We start from the raw sequence: 22,214 nt of genomic DNA, 5'->3' as shown, positions 1-22,214 counted from the left end.
AATTTAAAACTTTAAAATCTTATGAAAGTCTACTATATTATTTTAGCTTTTTTTCTTGCCGTGACAATGAAAGCTCAAAAAATTGTACGTTACGATTTGTACGTACGCGATACCATCGTCAATTTTTCAGGAAAAAACAAACATGCTTTTGCCGTAAACGGTCAGATCCCAATGCCTACTTTAACTTTTACTGAAGGAGATATTGCCGAAATCTATGTTCATAACGAATTAAAGGAAAATACTGCTCTGCATTGGCACGGTTTATTTTTACCGAACAAAGAAGACGGAGTTCCTTATCTGACCCAAATGCCAATTGCGCCAAAAACGACACATAAGTATAGTTTCCCCATTATTCAAAATGGAACGTATTGGTACCATAGTCATTCCGGACTTCAGGAGCAAGTGGGTTTGTACGGTCTTTTTATCATCAATAAAAAGAAAGACGATCCAACTTTCAGAAAAGGCATAGACGATTTACCAACAGTTCCGGTTATTCTGAGCGAATGGACCGATTTGAAACCCGAAAACGTACAACGAATGCTGCACAATGCCAATGATTGGTTTGCCATAAAAAAAGGAACAACTCAAAGCTATGCAGAAGCCATTAAACAAGGCCATTTTTCTACCAAAATCATCAATGAGGTAAAACGAATGAATGCCATGGATGTAAGCGATGTGTATTATGAAAAGTTTCTGATTAACGGTAAAAATCAAGATCAGCTTTCGCAATTCAAACCCGGAGAAAAAGTCAGACTTCGAATTGCCAACGGAGGCGCATCAAGTTATTTCTGGCTCACGTACGGAGGCGGAAAAATAACAGTCGTAGCCAGCGATGGTAACGATGTTGAACCTGTAGAGGTCGATCGTTTGATTATTGCTGTTTCTGAAACCTACGATATTGTAGTTACTGTTCCCGAAGACCATAAATCCTTTGCTTTTTTGGCTACAGCCGAAGATCGAACAGGCTCTGCCTCTCTGTTTTTAGGTAATGGTGTTAAACAGCCTATTGCTCACCTTCCAAAATTAAAATATTTTGAAGGAATGAAAATGATGAACGATATGATGAAAATGAATGGCGACATGAATGATATGGGCATGAAAATGACCTTAAATAAAATGGACATGAATGCTGTAATGTATCCCGAGATTACAGGCGAAGACAAAAATGCAAAGCCAATGGATCATTCGCAACATAACATGGAAGGAATGCAAATGGCAAGTGACAGCACAGAGACCGCAGAAATTGTGACCCTAAATTACGGAATGCTGAAATCGCCAACCATAACAACACTTCCAAAAGATGCACCTGTAAAAGAATTACGTTTTGAATTGTCCGGAAACATGAATCGTTATGTCTGGAGCTTGGACAATAAAGTAATTTCTGAAACCGATAAAATCTTGATTAAAAAAAGAGAAACTGTTAGAATTGTCATGTACAACGGATCAATGATGCGTCACCCGATGCACTTACACGGACACGATTTTAGAGTTCTAAACGAACATGGCGATTACTCCCCTCTAAAAAATGTAATTGATATCATGCCAATGGAAACGGATACGATCGAATTTCAGGCAAATGCTGATGGCGACTGGTTTTTTCACTGTCACATTTTATATCATATGATGGCCGGGATGGGACGTATTTTCAGTTACGAAAACTCAGCACCAAACCCGTTGATTAAAGACCCGAAAATGGCTTACAAAATGCTCAAAATGGACGATAGAATGTTTCATTTTATGGCAGAAAATGATTTTGCTACCAACGGAAATGATGGTGAAGCAATGTTCAGCAATACCCGTTGGAGCATTGGAACCGAATGGAGATTGGGTTATAATGATCGTCACGGTTACGAAACCGAAACACATATCGGACGTTACGTAGGAAAAAATCAACGATTGATGCCTTTTATTGGTTTTGACTGGCGTTACAGAAAAATGGGAATGGACGAACAGGAACAAAATCTTTTCGGACAAAAAAACACCAAAGACAGTCGTCATGTTTTTAGCGCAGGTTTAGAATACACTTTACCAATGCTGGTAAAAGCACAGGTTGAAGTCTTTACTGATGGAAATGTTCGTGTGCAATTCGAGCGAAAAGACATTCCTTTGTCCAGACGTTTACGAATGAATTTAATGTGGAATACAGATAAGGAATATATGGCAGGCTTAAAGTATATCGTAGCCCGAAACTTTGGAATCACAACACATTATGATAGTGATATGGGCGTTGGGTTTGGTGTTAATCTGAATTATTAATCCCTGGTTTTAAAATATATAAGTGATGTAAGTTCATATCAAAAGATTTAACTTACATCACTTACTTTTTTATCTTAAATTAAGTGTAGAAAGTAAGTGATAGAATAAAAAGGCATGGTATAATTTAATGGCATTACTTTTGAAAGGTGAAAACAATCTATAAAATCACTTTAAATAAATTACATGTCCCCACTTCTACTTCTTATGTTACCTTTAATTTCCCAGATTATATTTGGACGAAAAGCCATAGGGCAAGACATTAAATTGACTTTCTCTACGATATCTCTGCTTAATATTCTTTTACAAATTGTATTCTCTTTTCTTGCTTTAACAAACTTTACCAACAATCTGGGGGCGCAATCGGATGGGCAATTACGTTGTGGAGCAGCTGGTGCGGGTTTAATGGCATTGGAATTTTTAATTTTTATACTTTTATTGGTCGTAATCCTAATTCAATTTTTTATTAAAAGATCATACGATCAGGAGGAAGAATAGCGAGAAAATCGATTCAAAAATGCTTACAGCATAAATTTTCACATCTAATCCTTCACTTTTTACAAAACATTAACAGTACACCTATTCTTACGAATCATAAATCCTATTATATTTGATATGTTCAAAAATTAAATCATCAACCCTCAAAAACACAAAAAATGACAAAAGTAATTACAGTATTGGCCATTGCCTTATTTACAATTGGTGTATCTGCTCAGGAAACTAAACCGGAAGCTAAAAAAGATGCTACTTCAAAAACGGCGAGCAAAGAAAAATCTAAAGCAGAAGGAAAAACTTGTGACATGTCTAAAAAAGACAGTAAAAAATGTTGCTCAAAAAAGAAGTAATCCTTTTTTAATGTTACAACGAAGCCGTTTCAAATTGGATTTGAAACGGCTTTTTTCATTACTGTTGTGAATATTATTTAACCGCTAAGCTCGCAAAGATTTACGCAAAGAACACAAAGTTTTTTTTAAAACCGTAATCTTTTTATTTACAACAACATACCTATCGTTCTTTTGTCATTCCGAATGAGGAATCACGAACGTTTTACTGTCATTCCTGTAAATGATACAGTAAACGAAGTAAGTAGTCATTTGTCATTCCGAATGAGGAATTACAAACGTTTTACTGTCATTTCTGTAAATGATATAGTAAACGAAGTAAGTAGTCATTTGTCATTCCCAGGTACGAGGAATCAAACTAGTAATTCGACAAAGATTGGCAACATACAGTATCGAGCTTCATGTGTGATTCCTCGTGCTTCGAAATGACAGTATTATGACAATAGTTCGTATTTATTATTTATTTCAGTCGAACACTCCATTCAAAATCCATTTCTGAAACCTGAACGCCTTCTTCATTGGTTCCTATAGATTTCATCCAGAAGGTTTGTCCTTCACCGGTTGCAATCGTTTGCTGAATTGCCTCGGCTATTAAGTGTCCATCATTGCAGGCAAATGTAATTCGGCCTGTTGCTTTTTTAGTAAAGTTTCCTTTGTTATTGGCTACCAACATAGAAATTTTTCTTCCGCTTTCCTGAATTTGAGAAATCACCAAGGCTCCTGTTGTTAGCTCGGCTGCCATAGCCTGAACGGCAAAATACATCGAATTAAACGGGTTCTGATTAATCCAGCGGTGTTTTACACTTACAACACAACTGTCTTTGCTGATTGCTTTTACGCGAACACCACAAATGTATGCTGATGGTAATTTGAATAATACAAATTTGTTGAGCTTGGAAACTGAAACTGCCATATCCTTTATTTTTTTATGTAAAAATACAAAAAAACTATGCACGCACAATAAATTCCGATTACTTTCCTGAAAGCCTTATAAACACAGGTATTAACATTGATTTTCAGCCTTTTTAAGTCATCTTTAAATTCCAATATATGTTAAAATTTTGTTAATATTTGGTACTATGCAAAACAAGATACTGTCTTTTGGATATATATTTGCATAAGAAATTACTATATACTTTTAATCATGGAAACACCAACACCACTCATCATGGAAACAACATCAGACAAGAACACTGCAACGTTCACGCATTTAAGTACTTTAACTCAATATTTTATTCCGTTTGGAAATTATATTTTTCCAATCCTGATTTGGACGAGTTACAAAGACAAATCAGAATTTGTAAATCACCACGGAAAACAGGTATTGAATTTTCAATTGAGTTTATTGCTTTACACTTTGATTCTGGCCTTAATTGCCATTCCGATTTTCATTAGTGTAGTGTTACAAAATATTCCGATGGAAGCTATTATTAACGACGACAACTACGTAATCAGAAATTTCAATTTTGATGGACATATCGGATTATTGAGTGTTGGGGCAACGGCAGTTTTACTCTTTGGAATGTTAAAAATAGTAGAGTTCTTTTTGATCATTTATGCTTCTATAAAAACATCAAACGGAGAATATTACAAATACCCAATGACAATTCCATTTATAAAATAATCACAATAGATTAAAAGTTATACCTGAAATACGAGCTAATTCAAACAGAATAAATTCGGAATCAATCATCAATCATCATCATCAATCAAAAAACGAATTGTTCAATCTAAAAAAAACAAAATGAAATTATGAACATTGAAAACACAAAAGCACAGATGCGCAAAGGTGTTCTTGAGTTTTGCATCTTATCGGTATTAAAAGAAAAAGACGCATATACTTCAGAAATATTAGACACTTTAAAAAACGCTAAATTACTAGTTGTTGAAGGAACTGTTTATCCGCTTTTAACTAGATTGAAAAACGACGGCTTACTAAATTATCGTTGGGAAGAATCAACTTCAGGACCACCACGAAAATATTATGGATTAACCGAGATAGGACAAACATTTTTAAACGAACTTAGCGGCACCTGGACAGAATTGTCTGACGCCGTAAAACTAATCACCAATCAAAAACAATAGTCATGAACAAAACAGTAAATATTAACTTAGGAGGTATGTTTTTTCACATCGATGAAGATGCATATTTAAAACTAACGCGCTATTTTGACGCTATAAAAAGATCCTTAAATAATTCTTCCGGACAGGATGAAATTATCAAAGACATCGAAATGCGTGTTTCTGAATTACTAACAGAAAAACAAAAAAGCGAGAAACATGTTGTGGGATTGAAAGACGTTGATGAGGTGATTGCCGTTATGGGTCAGCCCGAAGATTACATCATTGAAGACGAAGAAAAAACAAACCAATCTTTTAATGAGTCCGGTAGCAGAAAACACAAAAAACTATACCGTGACAAAGAAAAAGGCATGGTGGGTGGTGTTGCAACCGGTTTAGGTCATTATTTTGGAATTGACGCTGTCTGGATAAAAATTCTATTCTTAGTATTTGTTTTCGCAGGTTTTGGAACCGGAATTTTAGCTTATTTCGTTCTTTGGGTTGTAACTCCGGAAGCCGTTACAACCTCTGAAAAACTGGAAATGACAGGGGAACCGGTAACGATTAGCAATATTGAAAAAAAAGTTCGTGAAGAGATTGAATCTTTATCAGACAAATTTAAAAATGCTAATTATGATCAAATGGGAAACCAGGTAAAGTCGGGAGCTGAGAGAATAAGTAGTTCATTTGGAGACTTTATCATGACGGTTTTTAAAGTATTTGCTAAATTTTTAGGAATTATTTTGATCATGTCCGGAATCTCAACCTTAGTTTTATTGCTAATTGGCGTTTTTACTTTGGGTTCTAATATTTTCATCGAGTTTCCATGGCAAAATTTTGTTGACGCAGGAAATTTCACTGACTATCCGATCTGGGTATTTGGATTACTAATGTTCTTTGCTGTTGGAATTCCGTTTTTCTTTCTGACACTGTTAGGTTTCAAATTGTTATCTCCTAACCTGAGATCTATTGGAAACATTACTAAATATACATTGTTGGCCGTTTGGATTATTGCTGTTGCCATTGCCATAAGTGTTGGTATAAAACAAGCTACTGAACTTTCGTACGACAATAAAGTGGTAGAGAAAAAAACAATCAATATCAATCCGAATGACACTCTTTATGTAAAATTCAGATACAGTGATTATTATGCTAAGGACCTAGACGATCACAGAGATTTAGAGTTTGTACAGGATTCTGCAAACAATGATTTAATCTATTCAACAGATGTACGTTTACATGTTTTGCGTACCGATAATGCAACTGCCTATTTACAAATAGAGAAAACAGCCAGAGGAAATTCTTTCAACAATGCTAAACAAAGAGCTGAAAAAATTGAATATAAGATCCAACTAAACGGAAATAAATTAGTTTTAGACAATTATTTCTTAACAGGGGTTAAAAATAAATTCAGAGGACAGGAAGTTGATGTATATTTGTACTTACCGGAAGGTCAGTTATTTAAACCGGACGCTTCTATACAAGATTATGATAATTCTGACGATGATTTTTTCAACTTACACTACAGTGGTAACTACAACTATAAAGTAGAAGGTTCTAAAATTAAATGTTTGAATTGCCCGGCTGACGAAAACGACTATAATGATATAGAAGAAGAAGAAAACAATATTGATACAGACACCGTAAAAGAAGTATCCATTAAAATAAATGGTAAAGAAGTTTTAAACGGTAAAAAAAATACAGGAAGATTAACCACAGACAAAAACGGAGTAATAATTAAAATTAACTAAGCCATGATAAAAATAATCATTCATATTACAAAATTCATTGTTGCTACTGTCACTGCAATATTGTTCGCCTCTTGCGGCAACATAAACAGTGTTGAAGGAAGCGGAAAAGTTACTAAAGAAAAAAGAACCGTTCAGGGCGATTTCAAAAATGTATCCGTAAGCAATGCCATTGATCTGGTTATCGTACAATCTGACTCGACTGAAATCACTGTTGAGGCCGATGATAATTTGCAAAACGATATTGTTACAAAAGTAGAAAACGGAACATTGAGAATTAGCTGTAAATTCAATTCTTTCAGAAATGTTACAATGAAAAAAGTAACCGTAAAAATGCCGGTTATTGATAAACTGGAAGCTTCAAGCGCTGCTTCAGTACAAAGCAAAAATACAATTCAGGGAGTAGATATAGATCTGGAAACGTCCAGTGCTGCTAACATGAATGTTGACATAGAATCAGATAACATTAGTTGCGATTCGGGAAGCGGAAGTAATATCAGTGTCAAAGGAAAAGCATTAAAACTTACGACTTCTGCTTCCAGCGGAGCCACTATTGACGCTCAGAAATTATTGGCAAATGAAGTTCATGCTGATGCTTCCAGCGGAGGAACGATAAGCGTGCATCCAATTGTAAACCTAAAAGCGGAAGCTTCAAGCGGAGGAAACATAAGTTATGACAGTACTCCTAAGACTATCGAAAGAAGAGCTAGCTCAGGAGGAAACATCAATAAGAGTTAAATCTTACAAATGTGTTAAATATAGAAAAAATCATTCACCAAAAGTGGATGATTTTTTTATATTTGTCTTAAATCAAATTATAGAATTAATGAAAAAGAATACAGCCTTACTCCTATTATTGTTAATTACAACAGTAACTTTTGCTCAAAAACGAGAAAAAATAAAAGGATCTAAAATCGTTACCACCTCGGTAAAAGAAGTAGGAGAATTTGATGGCATTGAGGCCGATGACAATTTGGAAATTTATCTGGAAAAAGGAGAGAAAAATGAAATCAAAATTGAAGCCGACGATAACCTTCACGATATTATCGGAATGGATCTGAGAGACAGAACACTTCGTTTGTATACTTCAAAAGAAAGTACCATTTTTAAAAAACTGATCGTTCGCGTTACCTATACAAACACGCTTAAAAATGTAATCGCTAAAAATGAAGCCGTTATTTATGCGATTCAGGAAGTTCAGTTAGACGACATCACATTTAATAGTGTGGATTATTCTAAACTGTTCCTGAATGTAAATTCTAAAAAATTCACTTTGATTGCCGACGATAGATCAAAAACAGAACTCAACTTAAAATCAGAAGATGCCAGTTTACAATTGAGCAAAAACGCTTCAATCAAAACACTCGTATCTGCCATAAAATTTAAATGTGATTTATATCAAAAAGCAGTTGCCGCGATTGAAGGTATTGCCGAAAAAGCAAGCATTCGTTTAGACAATAATTCTGTTTTCACCGGAACAAAATTTACTTTAAAGGAATCTAATGTTACCGTTGAAAATTATGCTACAGCGAGTATTTTGGCAGAAACCGCGATTTCAATAGCCGTTGGAGACCATGCAGAACTTTCGCTTCTCGGAAACCCAACCATACAATTGACCCGTTTTTCTGAAGAGGCGAAGTTGATTAAGAAGATTAAATAGCGTTTTTTTTGTTTCAAGTTTCAAGTTTCAAGTTTCAAAATAAAAAAATCCCTTCTTTCGAAGGGATTTTTTTATATTCATCGTTCTGTTAACTTGAAACAAAGAAAACTTGAAACTTGAAACTTTCCTTTACTCTTTAGAAGCCAAATATCTCTCAGCATCCAGGGCAGCCATACATCCGGTACCTGCGGCTGTAATTGCCTGGCGGTATACATGATCTGCAGCATCACCGGCTACAAACACACCGGCTACGTTTGTATTAGAAGTCCCCGGAGTATTGATAATATATCCTGTTTCGTCTAAAGTAAGATAGTCTTTGAAGATATCTGTGTTGGGTTTATGTCCAATGGCAACGAAAAATCCTGTTGCCGGGATATCAAAGATCTCTCCTGTTGTTTTGTTTTTAACTTTAATCGCGTGGACTACATTGTCATCACCTAAAACTTCTACGGTATCATGATTCATTAAAATCTCAATATTCTCAGTTTTACGAACACGTTCTTCCATAATTTTTGAAGCTCTGAATTTTTCGCTTCTTACCAACATGGTTACTTTTTTACAAAGTTTAGACAAGTAGTGTGCTTCTTCACAAGCAGAATCTCCTGCTCCAACAATAACTACTTCCTGATTGCGGTAGAAAAATCCGTCACAAACTGCACAGGCAGAAACACCACCACCCATTTGAAGGTAATGTTGCTCAGATGGTAATCCTAAATATTTAGCCGAAGCGCCTGTCGAAATAATTACAGTTTCACAGTGCAATTCAATTGTATCGTTTATCCAAACTTTATGAATGTCTCCTGAAAAATCAACTTTAGTAGCCCAACCATCACGAATATCAGCACCAAAACGTTTTGCCTGCTCTTGTAACTGAATCATCATTTCAGGTCCGGTAACACCATCAACATACCCCGGAAAGTTCTCTACTTCGTTTGTTGTAGTTAACTGACCACCAGGTTGCATTCCTTGATATAAAACGGGATTCATATTAGCTCTGGCAGCATAAATAGCAGCAGTGTAACCCGCCGGACCAGAACCAATAATAAGGCATTTAATTTTTTCGATTGTATCTGACATAATTTTATGATTGTATTAATAATTGATGCCAAAAATAAGTTTTTATTACCATAAAAAAGAACGCATTTCATTAGTTTTAACTATTCTAAAATAGAGAATTACAAATAAACCCAAAATAAAAGAAATAGCTTCTTTTATTTTGGGTTCATTCTTTTCTCAAACACGTTAACGGGCATTTCTTGGCCTGATGATGTATAAACCGGTGTTTTTAATTATAGGTTCTACAACTCCTGTACTGTCATTTATATGACCGCCTATATCCAGATTGTAATCCATAAATGCTATTTTGGTATTTTTTCTGAAGTTCACCGGCAATTCGTACAGATACAAATCGTTTTTACATTTAGCATCTATGTAATATTTTATTGCTTTTTCTTTAAAAAACAGCTTTTCATTATTATAGGTTAGTTGAAAATAGGCTGTATTGATAAAGGAAGGACTTACCCAATCCGGTAAATCCCAATAGCCTCCTGTATAATAATAACTCTCTTTTTTATACGAAAGCAACTTAAATTTATTTGATGTCTCATAGTTTAATTTTCGCTCCTTTACTATTTGAGTATAATAGGTATCTAAATACTTATCATCAATTTTAGTTCCTACTTGTTTCGTGGAATAGATGCCATTTTTATAATCCTTTAGTACTATTAATCTTTTGTCGGAAAATTTTGCAGGGAAGTTCTCAAAATCAATCTGTCCGATAACATCATTATTGTCAGATGACAATTGGTGTGTAAATCGATAATCTCCTTTTTGAGAGAACAATAAAATCCATTGATTTTTTATTTTGAAATACATTGGAAAACAATCCCTCTCGGAATCAACATTTCTGGAGGTTTCGTATATGACAATTTCAGCATCCCGGTAGTATTTTTCAAAAAGAGATTTAAAATCGCTGTCGCTAATTTCATTTTTAACATTGTGTATTTCAGAAAAAACAGAGTATTTAAGTTGGTTTCCAGAGAAATCGTAAACACCGTTTTCAACAAATACATAGGGCGAAAAGTTGGCAAAATCAAAAACAGAGGTATACTTTTCTTTTTGCAAATCTTCAGAAAACATGATATTCCCGTGAGCATCTATTTTAATTAGGCCTTTATCATTAGACAGATAAAACTCTTTTTTTATGCTGTCAAATAATATCGGAAAATCACCGGGTACCGATACAATTTCGTATCCTGGCGATTGTATGGTGTCTGACAGACCTTTGAAATTTTTATATGCTTTTGGTCTAAAAACATCTGCCGTACTAAGGTTTACCAAACTGCATTTTTCGATAAACATTACAATAAAAATGACTAGTATAACAAGCATAATAGTTGTTCTTTTCATAATAGTTACGTCTGGTATTAATTGTTAACTGATTGCTTTACGCTCCCGAGATTATATTTCTTAAATTTTCGCTTTATAATAATAGTAATTTCTTAACTCCTTTCCATACTGGTCAAAACCGGATGATTGATACCCTTTTATATAAATTACATTATTGCTTTTCCACTTCAATTCTTCAATTTTGTTATCACTTTGTAAAAAACAACATTTATATTCTGTCAAAAACTTGGCGGGATTTTTTTTATCATTGACTTTTAAAACCACAATCGTCAGGTCTTTTGATTCGTATTCCGGATTTTGAAAATAAACCATGTGCTTATTATCCGGTGAAAGTTCAGGAACTGAAACACTTGAATCTCCCAAAGAAATGATTTTAAAAAGAAAATCGTTTGAAGTATCTAATAATTGCATTTCCGAAAAACCCATATAATCGGCGGTACTTAATTCCTGCAAGGCAGCTAAATTTAAAACGGTATTGAATCCGAAATACTTGTACCCGCTCCAGCTTAAATCTCCTTTATAATCTTTGTATTTTTTGAATTCAAACTTTTGCTTTGCTCCCTGGATATAAAAAAAGTCATTCCGTTGTTCGAGTTTTGTTACTTTAAAACTTTTACCCGCTTCTATTGTATTATACTCTGCTTCTTGAATGCTGTCCAGTTCGAAGTGAGGAATCCGTTTTAAATTTTCATGGTATCCAACTTCAATAATTTTAGTATCATTTTCTGTTTTTGGTTCATCGATACGATCTAAATTAGTCACCACATTCGAACTTTTAATTGTAGTCGTTTTTAATGATGAAAGTGTATTCTTTGCAGGTTCATTGCAGGAAACAAACAATACTACTGTGAAAATAAAATAGTTAAAATTCATAATGCAAATTACTTATTTTGAAAAGCAATGTCAAATTTACCTCTTCCAGTTGAATTACAGTTATGTTATTTCTGTAGCTTTTTCCTTTGCCAGGAAGCAATAGCAGCAACCAGCAGGCAGAGCATAATAAATAGAAGACTCGTATTGGGCTTATTAAAAACATATTGATTAACAAGACAATAACCTACTCCGCAAGAACTCAGGAATATAAACAAGGATGTAAATAATGATGTTGATTTCATAATAGTTTTGGTTTTAATGGTTTATAAATATAATAGTTGAAACATTTTACTGCTGCTAAAAGCTCTGAGGAACAAAAGAAATAATCCACACAAAAAAGGAAATTACCGGATAACCTATGACAATTCCTCTTTTTAAAAAAAGCATTTTATCTGATTGACGAAGTAAACTTACCATGCAGATTATCCAAACAATTGGCATAAAAAAGGGCAGCGGAAACAAGACCAATGAAAAAGGAATCCAAAATCTATCGCTTCCATAATTTTCATCAAACCATCGGACTATAAATATGGGATCTAGTTTTTTCTCTTCTACCGCTTTATCAAAAGCCAATTTAGAATGGAAAATTTCTATTTTATTTCCTTTTTCGTTAACGATATAAAATGCAGTAGCTGTTTTTGCAACTATATGATTCTTGTAAAAATAAAATTCTTTAACCCAAATATCAGAACCTCTTATCGATAATTTCACCAGTCCATCACTTCCTCCATCATAATAAAGTTTGTTTCCATTTGGCGTAACATCTTCCCATGCAGAGATCCCTCCGGCATAACATGCATTAGAGAAAACCATAAACACAAATATGTGTTTCAGTAAAACAATAAACTTATTTAATCGCATCTTCCCAAAGGCTTATAATTTTATCGGAATAGTAATAAGCACCCGTTTTTATTAACACATTTAACGTTGCTCTGTCCATTGAAATTTCCGGAAACTGTGATTTTGCATTAGCAATAAATAAATTCTTTTCCTTACTATTTCCCAGCAGATAAGCCGATAGAATTCGCCCAATATGGGTATCTATACTTTTGCCATCTATTTTAAAGGATACTTCAAACCTTGCTTGTGCTTCTTTATAACGTTCCTGATTCAGTAAAAGATATCCATAGTTAGTCATTTGTACGCTATCGAGATTATTTTTATCCAAATATTCCCGATATGCTGCTTCTGCCTTTTTATAGTCATGAGTTTCCTGAAATACGTCAGCCAGATTTATCAATAAAATACTTTCTCTAGTGTCCAGTTTTAATGCTAATTCAAAATCCTTAACTGCTGCCGAATAATCACCTTTCTGCTGAAAAAGCCTTCCTCTTTGAGCAACATAACCATAAACATCAGGATACATAACGATCAGTCTGTCATAAATATCAAGCGCATTCTGCCAGTCATTTAACTGTTGGTAAGCTTGTCCGGCGTAAAATTCTAAGTCACTATCAAAATTCCCTGTATCATCTGTATACAGAGTCAGATTGTCTGTACGGTATTGATACAGTTTGTAAATTTCTATAGCTCTTTCCGGGTTTGGCAGTTCAATCAGACATCGTATATAATTGTGGTAAATCCGAGTGATTTTTTCATTTTCATATTGAATTGCTTTTTCAAAATATTGAACCGCACTGGTATACTCTTTTAAAAAATAACAATTGTTTGCTATTATCTCGTACAATTTCGCATTGGCTCCATCCAGCTTAAGGGCAAACTTCGCTTCGTCTGAAGACTGCTTGTAATGCATCAAATTGGCTAAACAGAGTGCTTTTAAATTATGATAATCCGGATTTTGAGTATTTATAGCGATGGCTTTATTGAGTACTGAAATTGCCGTTTCGTATTGTTTTTTATTAAAAAGCTCCAAAGCATTATTATAAAATTTCTCCGGTAATTTACTTGTTGAAACAGCTGCAACAGCGACGTCAAGATGTGGCTCAAGATCTTTATATTTTCCTGCTTCACTTTTAGTCAGAGCCCTTATTGATTTTATAGTATTGTTTGTCTTTTCTATTTCTATCTCGAATAAACTTTTGCTATAAGAAGAATCATTTTGTTCATACTGCTTTAGTACGGCAGCAATTTTAGCATAATCGGCATTGTTTGCTACTCCTACGTAACATAATCTCGGGTTATTACCTAATTCGACTATCATTTTATCCGGTTCACTGCTAATGCTACGGATATAATTTATCTCTATTTGATTTTTCTCCTGCCCTATCCCTTGCAATGAGATAAACAGCATCAACAGAAAAGTTAAAAACCTTGTACTTACTACCATTTTTATGAATCTTATTTTTTGCAACTGCCGCTATTGCGTCTCAAAACTTCTTTTTTTTACTTTTTATAAAAATACTCGTAGACATTAATTAATTTATTATCCATGCCGTAATTGCATACTTTTTGAGTACAACCAGCAGCATCATTAAAGGATATGGTTTTTGACAAAATCTGATCCTTGTTTTTGGATATAAAAATGGTTTTATTTCCTTCTTCGTACCTTACGTTTTCGCTGACCAATTTAGTATCTGTAATGTTGTAGATTTTCATTGCGGAATAAAACTCTTCTTGTTGATTTTTATACTCATATTTTATCATTTGATTTCGGGAAGTTTCCTCGATAACTCGTCCGAAGTCATCATATTTTAAATGAGAAGTGAGAACTACATCTCCGCTCCCGTTTAAAGTTTCTATGCTTGTACACTGAAATTTGTCGTTTAAATGATAAACAATTGAAACCATTGTATTTTTTTTATCTACAGTGATGACATTAAGATGGTCTTTTGCATACTTAAAAACATTTTTGCTTGTAAGTCCGTTTTTATCTGTTCGCACAATACTATCAATTAAACCACTTGGATTTCTATAGTATATGTCTTCCGAGAATAATGCTTCGTTTATAAAAGCGCTATATTTTTTTATTAAGCCTTTTTGGTCATACAGGCTCTCTTCCTGCATAATACTCTTTTTAGTTTTGGTAGTATCATTAAAAATCTTAGCGATTACCTTTCCGTCAGAGCAGTTTAAAGAAGCCTGTTTTCTCGGATAGTATGAAATATTAGAGTTCTTTATCAGATGATCAGCATAGTTTTGATCGATTTTAAATTTTGCTTTTAATTTTTTTTCTGATTCTTTCTGACGATCTGCTATTTCGGCTCTTCTCAATTTACCGTAGTACACTTTATCATGAAACGGAACATTAAAATATGATTCGTATGTTTCGATATACTTCTCGGGATTGGTTACAAGAATTGGTTTATCGACACCGTTAGACAACAGCATTCCGGATTCAGGCTTACTGCCATTGTTATTAAAATAATAGTAGCCGTAATTCTTAAATTCTATAATACAGTTGTCAGTAATACGAAATACATGCACTTCCTGAATAGTATCAAAAGCTTCCTGAAATCTTTTATAAACAGCCAAATGTTTTTCTAAGCCATCAATCTGATCATGGTCGAAAAAAACTAAACTGACATCTTCCTTATGGTTAATCTCATAAAGCGCTGTTTCGGGTTCCGGGTTATTGGTCAACAGCTTTTTAGAACAGCCAGACAATACCAGCAAACACAACGCAATACCGATTAAATTTCTTTTCATTTTCAAACTATTATTTTTTTTCAACCTTTCCGTTTCTGTAAACAATATACTCTTCGGCATCTGCTTTTTGTAAAATTACTTTTCCATCTTTGAATTTATCCACATAAGTGAATTCAGGTTTTACCACAATTTCGTTCTTATGGTTTAGGAATCCCCATCTTTGCGGCTCAGCCATAAAAGCTATCATTCCTTCATTTGCAATTGTAAGGTCCTGATAAACTACCGGAATTACGATTTTGCCTTGTAAATTAATCATACCATAAAGATCGTTCCTGCCCACACGTAAAAGACCATCTTCGGCCTCCTCAGCTATGTATTGATAAACAGGGGATACAATTTCTTTTCCTTCAAAATTTACAAGCCCTAATTTATCATTCTTGATAACCTTACAGAGACTATCGGTAAAGCCAATACTTAATCCATCGTAAATAATGGGAACCATGATCTCTCCTTTTCTGTTTATTAATCCCATACCAAGGGAGTTTCCGTTGACATCCATTTTCATTACGGAGGCGTACTCGCTAAGACCATCATCTCCAAAAGACTCGGTTGAATATTGTGTGTCTTCACAAACCCACCTATTTTGCTTTTCGTTAAAGAATCCTTTTAACTTCTCTTTCATGGCAGCTGTTTTTTGTTGACTGCCTTTATTTTGCTGATTACAGGAAATAATACAAGTAACTAAGAATATAAAAAAATATTTCATAATGGTTGATTAACAGTTTACATCAGAAATGGAAGCAAAAAAAACTAAAAGATCAATTTTTCTACTCCCGTTTTCAATACAAAATTGAAAAATAAACACATATGAATCTGAGCCAATATAAATCTGCCTGCTGTAATTAAAGATTCGCTAACATTCTATATAAATGCGAATTAATGTCTTTGATTTTTGATCGGAAGCGTTAAAAAAACAATCGTTCCACTGTCATTAAAACTGATTTCTATATTGGTCTTAATTTTATTTTCTTTAGCCAAAATCTCTAAACGTTCTCTGGCTATAGTTCCTGATAAAGACTGGTGATTAAGACCTGTGTTGGATTTGTTTTCAAAACCTTTTCCGTTATCCGTAATTTTTACCAGCAGTTGATTTTCCTGCAATACTATTTCCAGTACTATAATCCCTTTTTCAGCATTATTCCCGATACCATGAATTATTGCGTTTTCAACAAAAGGCTGGATCAACATAGGCGGAATTAGTATGGCAGAAGCATCCATATCCGGAATTATGATTTTGTAGCTAAACGTATATTCAAAACGCATTTGCTGCAAACTCAGATAATTTTCTATTGCTTCAAGCTCCTGATCCAGTGAAACATAATTTTTTCGACTTAATTCTAAACTGCTTCTTAACAGTTTACTAAATTGACTTAAATACTTTATTGATTTTTCCTTTTCATCAAACCTGATAAAACTTTGCAGTGCCGACAAAGTATTAAAGATAAAATGAGGCTCCATTTGGGTTCTCAGCAATTGCTGTTGCAATAAAATTTTCTCTTTTTCCTGTTTTTGTCTTTGGAAAAAATAAAGCAAAAATGCCCATGAAACTGCCAAGAGGGCCAATAAAATAACAATCAGCAAAAATAATTTATTACGCTCAAGACGATTTGTGGCATGATCGATGGTTTTATTAAGTCCATAAATAGACTTATCCTTTGCCTGCAACTCGTAAATAGTTGCCATTTCTTCTGTGGCCTGAATACCTGAATTTCTCAGAATATTATCTTTTAATTCCAATATCTGATTTGCTTCGTTCTGAGCCCGGTGATTATCGCCTTTGGCAAAATAATAGTGCATTTTTGCCTTTTTGTTAAGGCTCTTTTCATAATAAGATAAAAGAGCCGGATGCAGCTCTTCTATTTTATCAGCCTGTTTCATTAACTCTTCTGCCTGAGTAAATTGTCCGGTTTTAACATACAAGTCAATCAGATTGGCTAAAGTCGTGTAGCCATTTTTTATGGCGACCGGTCTTTCAGGATCAGTCCGTACACTTTCCTCATCATATTGTCTCACTAAATGATACTGCTGTATAGCCTTGTCATACTGATTGTTTAATAAATAATAATGCGCCATATGCTCATTAGTAAATCTAATTTGCATCAGGTCATTAGTTCTCGCAGCAATCTGTTTCAGTTTGTTAATATAAAAAAGGAGCGAATCTGATTTGTATGCTTCACTTTCTTCGCAAGCGGTAAACAACTGCGAATAAGCCCTGAAATTGTATTTGAAATTATCATCAGGTAACTTTTTCAAGATTTTTAAAGCAAGCTGATTTTGCTCAACAGATTTTGGGTATTGGCTAATTTTGGTATTGTCCTGAGCCGCATTAAGCAAACAGATCACTTTTGCCAATGGTTTGCATTGAAGCGAATCGTCATTCATAATGATGGCAGCCGATTTATTAAAATAATATACGGATTGGTAAAACTTGCCTTCGTGTTCTGAAATTAATCCTGCCCCGTTGTAAATAGTAAATTTAAGCGCATTAAATCCCTTCTCTTTTTCAATCAGATTTAAAGCAAAATTGATCTGTTTTTTGGAACTGTCGATATTGGTTTTTGCTAAATTTTTAGCAAGATTGTAATGAATGTAAGCTAAGGTCGGACCTGTTTTTGAGAACTCTTTTTGTTTAAGTTGATCTGACCAAAACGCAAGTTTATCGATTTGAGGATTTTTATCCAAACTGTCGCTAATTATTTGCAATTCCTCTACCATTTTCTCCGGATGAGCCGACACTTTTTCGGATTTCTGCTGACAGGAAATTACAAACAGCAGCAAAAGAAACATTAGTTTGTTCATTATCGCAAAGGGTTTAAATGATCCATAACAAACTCTTTTCTGCGGGTTGCCACAGGAATCTCGGCCCCGTTTTTCATAACGATTAAGCCCGTTTTCATGTACTTATCAATATAATTTTTATTTACTATATAAGATTGGTGTGTTTTGATGAAGAAATCGGCAGGTAAAATATCTTCGTAGTACTTTAAGGGTTTAGAAGCCGTAACTACTTTCTTATTTTCCAGATGAATTTGGGTATAGGATCCCTCGCCCGACAAATATACAATTTCATTAAGCCGGACTATTTGCATGCAGTCCAAAGAGGTTATACAAATACTGGAACTCATTTCAATAGTTTTCGCGGAGCTGTACGCTTTCAAAACGGCAAGCTGACTAAGGTAATCAGCCTGTTTTACGTTCTTCACCTTTTGTATCGCAACTGAGAACTCCTCGCTGTCAATGGGTTTAAGAAGATAATCTAAGGCACCATATTTAATCGCTTTTATAGCGAAATGATTGTAGGCAGTGATAAAAATGATATGAAAAGACGGCTGCTCTAATTGATTCAATATATCGAAAGCAGTACCATCTGCCAGCTGAATATCCATTAATAATAAATCAAGCCCGGTATTGTTTATAATTTGCAATGATTCTTTTACCGAACCCGCAATTGCTTCTAACTTTAGAGACTCCTCCTGTGCAACTAACCATTGCAGTTCTTTTCGTATCGCCGGCTCGTCTTCTATAATTAATGTTCGAATTTTGTTCATATATGAAATGACAGTTTAACAAATTGAAATTTTAATCGTTTCTCCTTTTACTTCCTATTTCGGGCAAATGAAATTTTTCCCGTTACATAATTAAAGAGCATAATAAACAATATCCCTATTGTTAAAATTGGAATCGCTGCTAACAGAAAACTGATTTCCCAAACATTCGTGTACGTACTCCATGAGGCTTCTCTTTCTATAAATATTTCTGTGTCTATTATAAACCAGGAAACAAAAAGAACAAATGCAGTACCTAATACCTTGATCTTCTTTTTCCAAAGAAACTTAAACGATAAGAAGTTTACGATCCCAATAAAAAATGCAGGCAATAAAGACGAAATGACTAAATCTGTAAAAATATCACAATCCAGACAGGAAGAAGACGGACTCGACTTATAATCCCATAAAGCCCAATATCCTTGCACTACAGTAGCAATACCTATAAGAATTAAGATAATTACTATTAGTAGTATATTGCGCAAAAATTGATTCTTCATTAAAGTAAAATTTATGACACGAATATATCATTTTTTATTTCAAAGTGTTAAAAGAAGTAGTATTTCACTATTAGAACTCCAAAAAAACAAAACTCCGTTACGGATTTAAAAAAGAATACTCCGAATCGACTTTATCTTCTTGCGAATTTATATCTCCCTGAATTAACAAAACATTTTTTCTTAATTTGCATTCTAAATTATTGTCGTTCTTTGTCTAAAAATCATCTTCTGTACTTCCTGAAGATAATCCCCATACTAATCCTTTTACAACTCAATAGTAATGAATAATAAACCCGCTCTTTTGTCCCTAAAATACCTTATCATATTGTTGTTTTCTTCTCTTATTTTGGTTTCATGCCAGGATAAATTTGATGGAAAAAATGAGCAAAATTTTAAAACTTCCAGGGAGAAAATAGAAACAAATCTGAATCAAGACGAAAAAACTGATTTAGAAAAAGCTATGCGAGTTATTGCAATTGAAGCTATGCGATTAAAGTGGGAAGACCCGAAAAAGTACGACAACAAATCTTTCAACAAAATTTCTTTAGAAATGGTTGACGGCCGATCCTTTTCTTCGGTCATTACTTTAGCGGAAGACATTTTAAAAGATCGAAACAAAAAGGAGATTGAAAAACTAACAAAGGAAATTGATAGTTTAACGCTTTCTAAAAACAAAATTGCAACTGCTAAAAAAGCACTGGATCTGTTTAAAATTAGTGCCGTAAAAATAAATCAGACTGATTTTTTTGACGAAATGATTCCCGAATTAGAAATCGATTATCAATATATTGGTAGAAACAAACTTGTAGGCCCAAAAACAATTCAATTGGAAGTCGTAAAAAAATCCAATAATGAAGTTCTTAAATCAGAAATCATTATTAATGGAGACGATCAAAGCATCATGAACAATGGAGAAATACTGACCGAGCATATTTTACTGGGGCAAACCAAAGAAACCAATCCTAAATTATGGCGTATTCAAAAATATCCTATTCAAAATCCAAATCTTTCCGATTATGATTTAGTTTTAAAAGTTAATGTATTGGGATTACAGCTTAACGGAAAAAAAATCGAGCTGCCTAAAATAAGTATACAACAAGTAAATAAGGAAATTGAAAATAACCAAACAAAGCTAAAAGATCTAAAATCTGTCAAAGGAACGCTTGACGAGTTAGAATTGACAGATGAAAAATAACAAAAATGACTGCGACTAATTGTTTTTTATGACAGTCTGCACCATAAGATTTGTCAAAGCACCTATTAAAAGTACCTTTCAAGCTATTTTTCTGGTCAACTTTTAGATAGATATTGTTTTTTTATTTTCAGATTCAAGACACTAAATGCCAATGCCTTGATCATTGTTCGGTTCTTTTATTTTGCAAAATCAACTACACCCTCCTGTTTATTTTTCAATTTATTTTGACCTTTTCCTTTTGTAAATAGAATTTATTACTATCTTTGCATCCGCTTTCGGGGTGTAGCGTAGCCCGGTTATCGCGCCTGCTTTGGGAGCAGGAGGCCGCAGGTTCGAATCCTGCCACCCCGACAAAAGTCTTTTCATCCATTTGAAAAGACTTTTTTTTTGTTTTAGAGATTCGTTAAATTCACTGAAAAAGAGGATCACAACTTTGCGTTTATTTAACCGCTAAGAGCGCAAAGGTTTTACGCAAAGAGCCCGCAAAGTATTTACACAAAGCAAAGTCTTTTGCACGCAGATTTGCTTCGCCAATTCGCTATCGCTCGGGTTGCAGATTAAGCCGATATTTGTTTTGTGCTCAGATAAAAACAATCTGAAAAAATCTGCGTGAAAAAATTTCACCGCAAACATTAGGAGTTCGCTAAGATTTTTTTCATGAAACTTTGCAAACTTTTGTAAGACAAACAAAAATCCTTATGTTCTCTATGACATAAAATAAACTCTACCTTTCAACAAATAAGAAAATTTAAACCTCAACACAAGAAGCGCTGGAAAAATAAAAATCTATTTGCACCGAAATTTTAATAAAATTACAATTGTCAGTCTGAGCGAAGCCGAAGACCCTATCTACCTAAAAAGCCTTCGACTTCGCTCAGGATGTGCTTAGGATTTGATTTGTCTTTTCTGGCTTTTGTTTCTGACTGTTGTTGATGAATTTTTCAATCCTATTTTATACTTTATTGATGCTCTATAGGAACAAATTAATGCCCATCCTTCTCTATTTGAACCTTTGATACAGGTTTCTGCAAATGTTTTTTCAACCTATATATTGGAAGATAAGTAAACAATATCGAAAGTAGGCCTGCAAGAACGGCATCCAGAATGGCCATAGTAGTAGGATCCAATTTATGGTTTACCGTTAGGCTTTGCTGTGCAACGAGCAATACAGTTAATACCAGTAAACCGGTTATGATACCATGTAACAAACATAATTTTGTTATAAATCTGTTTTTATTTAGATTATGATCTATCACCACTTCGATTGATTCTTTTTCGGCGGCAATAATAACCCGATTAATAATATCCATGGTCAGGATTACAGGTAAAAATATAGCCATTGGCAATGTTAAACGTGCTAAGCTTTGAGGTCCGGCAAAAAAATGCGTATAGCCCAATTCCTGAAAACTGGCATAGGCAATAATAAAATTGAACCCTACATTGGGAAGAATATAATAAATTGCACGTTTCCTTAAAAAGCGTTTAAGGGTTGTTTTTTTGGACTGAGCTGCTTTTGTCATAT

General features: G+C 34.0%; 21 protein-coding genes and 1 tRNA gene. 10 read left to right on the top strand and 12 right to left on the bottom strand.

Annotated elements, in window-relative coordinates:
* Positions 1 to 21: 21 nt before the first annotated feature.
* The 3 genes from G3A47_RS09040 (at position 22) to G3A47_RS09030 (ending at position 3,098) form a co-directional block, all read left to right on the top strand.
* Complete coding sequence (locus G3A47_RS09040) at positions 22 to 2,256, top strand: multicopper oxidase family protein (RefSeq protein ID WP_166921837.1); 2,235 nt, start codon at positions 22 to 24, stop codon at positions 2,254 to 2,256.
* Between the two features lie 183 nt (positions 2,257 to 2,439).
* Positions 2,440 to 2,751: a hypothetical protein gene (locus G3A47_RS09035; protein WP_166921836.1), complete on the top strand. Its 312-nt coding sequence runs from the start codon at positions 2,440 to 2,442 to the stop codon at positions 2,749 to 2,751.
* Positions 2,752 to 2,909: 158 nt separating this feature from the next.
* Positions 2,910 to 3,098 (top strand): hypothetical protein, encoded by a 189-nt coding sequence (locus G3A47_RS09030; protein ID WP_166921835.1) that lies wholly within the window; start codon positions 2,910 to 2,912, stop codon positions 3,096 to 3,098.
* Positions 3,099 to 3,555: 457 nt separating this feature from the next.
* Here G3A47_RS09030 and G3A47_RS09025 read toward each other — a convergent pair whose 3' ends face one another.
* Positions 3,556 to 4,008 (bottom strand): DUF4442 domain-containing protein, encoded by a 453-nt coding sequence (locus G3A47_RS09025; protein WP_166921834.1) that lies wholly within the window; start codon positions 4,006 to 4,008, stop codon positions 3,556 to 3,558.
* A 231-nt stretch (positions 4,009 to 4,239) separates the two neighbouring features.
* On the opposite strand from G3A47_RS09025, the gene G3A47_RS09020 reads away from it, so the two are divergent.
* The 5 genes from G3A47_RS09020 (at position 4,240) to G3A47_RS09000 (ending at position 8,564) form a co-directional block, all read left to right on the top strand.
* Positions 4,240 to 4,719: a DUF4870 domain-containing protein gene (locus G3A47_RS09020; protein ID WP_243860404.1), complete on the top strand. Its 480-nt coding sequence runs from the start codon at positions 4,240 to 4,242 to the stop codon at positions 4,717 to 4,719.
* A gap of 128 nt (positions 4,720 to 4,847) precedes the next feature.
* On the top strand, positions 4,848 to 5,180 hold the full coding sequence (locus tag G3A47_RS09015) for a PadR family transcriptional regulator (protein WP_047774036.1): 333 nt from the start codon (positions 4,848 to 4,850) through the stop codon (positions 5,178 to 5,180).
* 2 nt (positions 5,181 to 5,182) lie between these two features.
* Positions 5,183 to 6,907 (top strand): PspC domain-containing protein, encoded by a 1,725-nt coding sequence (locus G3A47_RS09010; RefSeq protein WP_166921832.1) that lies wholly within the window; start codon positions 5,183 to 5,185, stop codon positions 6,905 to 6,907.
* Between the two features lie 3 nt (positions 6,908 to 6,910).
* Positions 6,911 to 7,642, top strand: a complete 732-nt coding sequence (locus tag G3A47_RS09005; protein ID WP_166921831.1) for a head GIN domain-containing protein — start codon at positions 6,911 to 6,913, stop codon at positions 7,640 to 7,642.
* 88 nt (positions 7,643 to 7,730) lie between these two features.
* Complete coding sequence (locus G3A47_RS09000) at positions 7,731 to 8,564, top strand: GIN domain-containing protein (protein ID WP_166921830.1); 834 nt, start codon at positions 7,731 to 7,733, stop codon at positions 8,562 to 8,564.
* Between the two features lie 129 nt (positions 8,565 to 8,693).
* On the opposite strand, the gene trxB is transcribed toward G3A47_RS09000, so the two are convergent.
* The 10 genes from trxB to G3A47_RS08950 all read right to left on the bottom strand — a co-directional run bounded on the left by trxB (position 8,694) and on the right by G3A47_RS08950 (position 19,497).
* Positions 8,694 to 9,641 (bottom strand): thioredoxin-disulfide reductase, encoded by a 948-nt coding sequence (gene trxB, locus G3A47_RS08995; RefSeq protein WP_166921829.1) that lies wholly within the window; start codon positions 9,639 to 9,641, stop codon positions 8,694 to 8,696.
* Positions 9,642 to 9,806: 165 nt separating this feature from the next.
* The gene (locus G3A47_RS08990) at positions 9,807 to 10,973 is read right to left on the bottom strand and encodes a hypothetical protein (RefSeq protein ID WP_166921828.1); all 1,167 of its coding nucleotides are present in this window, start codon (positions 10,971 to 10,973) and stop codon (positions 9,807 to 9,809) included.
* Between the two features lie 60 nt (positions 10,974 to 11,033).
* Positions 11,034 to 11,846: a hypothetical protein gene (locus G3A47_RS08985; protein ID WP_166921827.1), complete on the bottom strand. Its 813-nt coding sequence runs from the start codon at positions 11,844 to 11,846 to the stop codon at positions 11,034 to 11,036.
* Positions 11,847 to 12,143: 297 nt separating this feature from the next.
* The gene (locus G3A47_RS08980) at positions 12,144 to 12,659 is read right to left on the bottom strand and encodes a hypothetical protein (RefSeq protein ID WP_208328350.1); all 516 of its coding nucleotides are present in this window, start codon (positions 12,657 to 12,659) and stop codon (positions 12,144 to 12,146) included.
* A gap of 34 nt (positions 12,660 to 12,693) precedes the next feature.
* On the bottom strand, positions 12,694 to 14,133 hold the full coding sequence (locus tag G3A47_RS08975; RefSeq protein WP_166921825.1) for a tetratricopeptide repeat protein: 1,440 nt from the start codon (positions 14,131 to 14,133) through the stop codon (positions 12,694 to 12,696).
* 56 nt (positions 14,134 to 14,189) lie between these two features.
* Positions 14,190 to 15,452, bottom strand: coding sequence for a hypothetical protein (locus tag G3A47_RS08970; protein WP_243860403.1), 1,263 nt, complete (start codon positions 15,450 to 15,452; stop codon positions 14,190 to 14,192).
* Between the two features lie 10 nt (positions 15,453 to 15,462).
* Positions 15,463 to 16,074, bottom strand: coding sequence for a WG repeat-containing protein (locus G3A47_RS08965; RefSeq protein ID WP_166921823.1), 612 nt, complete (start codon positions 16,072 to 16,074; stop codon positions 15,463 to 15,465).
* A 254-nt stretch (positions 16,075 to 16,328) separates the two neighbouring features.
* Complete coding sequence (locus G3A47_RS08960) at positions 16,329 to 18,251, bottom strand: histidine kinase (RefSeq protein ID WP_166921822.1); 1,923 nt, start codon at positions 18,249 to 18,251, stop codon at positions 16,329 to 16,331.
* Entirely contained in the window at positions 18,251 to 19,000 is a 750-nt protein-coding gene (locus G3A47_RS08955; protein ID WP_166921821.1) for a LytR/AlgR family response regulator transcription factor, read from the bottom strand. The genes G3A47_RS08960 and G3A47_RS08955 overlap by 1 nt, the downstream gene beginning before the upstream one ends.
* A 47-nt stretch (positions 19,001 to 19,047) precedes the next feature.
* Positions 19,048 to 19,497 (bottom strand): hypothetical protein, encoded by a 450-nt coding sequence (locus tag G3A47_RS08950; RefSeq protein ID WP_166921820.1) that lies wholly within the window; start codon positions 19,495 to 19,497, stop codon positions 19,048 to 19,050.
* Positions 19,498 to 19,777: 280 nt separating this feature from the next.
* Between G3A47_RS08950 and G3A47_RS08945 the strand changes: the two genes are divergently transcribed.
* Positions 19,778 to 20,692 carry a DUF6694 family lipoprotein gene (locus G3A47_RS08945; RefSeq protein WP_166921819.1) on the top strand — a complete coding sequence of 305 codons (915 nt, stop codon included), beginning with the start codon at positions 19,778 to 19,780 and terminating at the stop codon, positions 20,690 to 20,692.
* Positions 20,693 to 20,968: 276 nt separating this feature from the next.
* Positions 20,969 to 21,043: transfer RNA gene (locus tag G3A47_RS08940), tRNA-Pro, on the top strand.
* Between the two features lie 632 nt (positions 21,044 to 21,675).
* Here G3A47_RS08940 and G3A47_RS08935 read toward each other — a convergent pair.
* Positions 21,676 to 22,212, bottom strand: a complete 537-nt coding sequence (locus tag G3A47_RS08935) for a hypothetical protein (protein WP_166921818.1) — start codon at positions 22,210 to 22,212, stop codon at positions 21,676 to 21,678.
* Positions 22,213 to 22,214 lie beyond the last annotated feature (2 nt).

Source organism: Flavobacterium poyangense (genome assembly GCF_011751075.1).
Classification (GTDB): domain Bacteria; phylum Bacteroidota; class Bacteroidia; order Flavobacteriales; family Flavobacteriaceae; genus Flavobacterium; species Flavobacterium poyangense.
This window is presented reverse-complemented; position numbering and strand designations above follow the sequence as displayed.

What these genes read in the sequence shown, in the direction of transcription:
- G3A47_RS09040 (WP_166921837.1), top strand. Translation starts at nt 22, where the DNA reads ATGAAAGTCTACTATATTATTTTAGCTTTTTTTCTTGCCGTGACAATG.
- G3A47_RS09000 (WP_166921830.1), top strand. Translation starts at nt 7,731, where the DNA reads ATGAAAAAGAATACAGCCTTACTCCTATTATTGTTAATTACAACAGTA.
- G3A47_RS08955 (WP_166921821.1), bottom strand. Translation starts at nt 19,000, where the DNA reads ATGAACAAAATTCGAACATTAATTATAGAAGACGAGCCGGCGATACGA.
- G3A47_RS08980 (WP_208328350.1), bottom strand. Translation starts at nt 12,659, where the DNA reads ATGGTTTTCTCTAATGCATGTTATGCCGGAGGGATCTCTGCATGGGAA.
- G3A47_RS09025 (WP_166921834.1), bottom strand. Translation starts at nt 4,008, where the DNA reads ATGGCAGTTTCAGTTTCCAAGCTCAACAAATTTGTATTATTCAAATTA.
- G3A47_RS08965 (WP_166921823.1), bottom strand. Translation starts at nt 16,074, where the DNA reads ATGAAAGAGAAGTTAAAAGGATTCTTTAACGAAAAGCAAAATAGGTGG.
- G3A47_RS08970 (WP_243860403.1), bottom strand. Translation starts at nt 15,452, where the DNA reads ATGAAAAGAAATTTAATCGGTATTGCGTTGTGTTTGCTGGTATTGTCT.
- trxB (WP_166921829.1), bottom strand. Translation starts at nt 9,641, where the DNA reads ATGTCAGATACAATCGAAAAAATTAAATGCCTTATTATTGGTTCTGGT.
- G3A47_RS08985 (WP_166921827.1), bottom strand. Translation starts at nt 11,846, where the DNA reads ATGAATTTTAACTATTTTATTTTCACAGTAGTATTGTTTGTTTCCTGC.
- G3A47_RS08975 (WP_166921825.1), bottom strand. Translation starts at nt 14,133, where the DNA reads ATGGTAGTAAGTACAAGGTTTTTAACTTTTCTGTTGATGCTGTTTATC.
- G3A47_RS08990 (WP_166921828.1), bottom strand. Translation starts at nt 10,973, where the DNA reads ATGAAAAGAACAACTATTATGCTTGTTATACTAGTCATTTTTATTGTA.
- G3A47_RS09005 (WP_166921831.1), top strand. Translation starts at nt 6,911, where the DNA reads ATGATAAAAATAATCATTCATATTACAAAATTCATTGTTGCTACTGTC.
- G3A47_RS08945 (WP_166921819.1), top strand. Translation starts at nt 19,778, where the DNA reads ATGAATAATAAACCCGCTCTTTTGTCCCTAAAATACCTTATCATATTG.
- G3A47_RS08935 (WP_166921818.1), bottom strand. Translation starts at nt 22,212, where the DNA reads ATGACAAAAGCAGCTCAGTCCAAAAAAACAACCCTTAAACGCTTTTTA.
- G3A47_RS09010 (WP_166921832.1), top strand. Translation starts at nt 5,183, where the DNA reads ATGAACAAAACAGTAAATATTAACTTAGGAGGTATGTTTTTTCACATC.
- G3A47_RS08960 (WP_166921822.1), bottom strand. Translation starts at nt 18,251, where the DNA reads ATGAACAAACTAATGTTTCTTTTGCTGCTGTTTGTAATTTCCTGTCAG.
- G3A47_RS09020 (WP_243860404.1), top strand. Translation starts at nt 4,240, where the DNA reads ATGGAAACACCAACACCACTCATCATGGAAACAACATCAGACAAGAAC.
- G3A47_RS09035 (WP_166921836.1), top strand. Translation starts at nt 2,440, where the DNA reads ATGTCCCCACTTCTACTTCTTATGTTACCTTTAATTTCCCAGATTATA.
- G3A47_RS09015 (WP_047774036.1), top strand. Translation starts at nt 4,848, where the DNA reads ATGAACATTGAAAACACAAAAGCACAGATGCGCAAAGGTGTTCTTGAG.
- G3A47_RS08950 (WP_166921820.1), bottom strand. Translation starts at nt 19,497, where the DNA reads ATGAAGAATCAATTTTTGCGCAATATACTACTAATAGTAATTATCTTA.
- G3A47_RS09030 (WP_166921835.1), top strand. Translation starts at nt 2,910, where the DNA reads ATGACAAAAGTAATTACAGTATTGGCCATTGCCTTATTTACAATTGGT.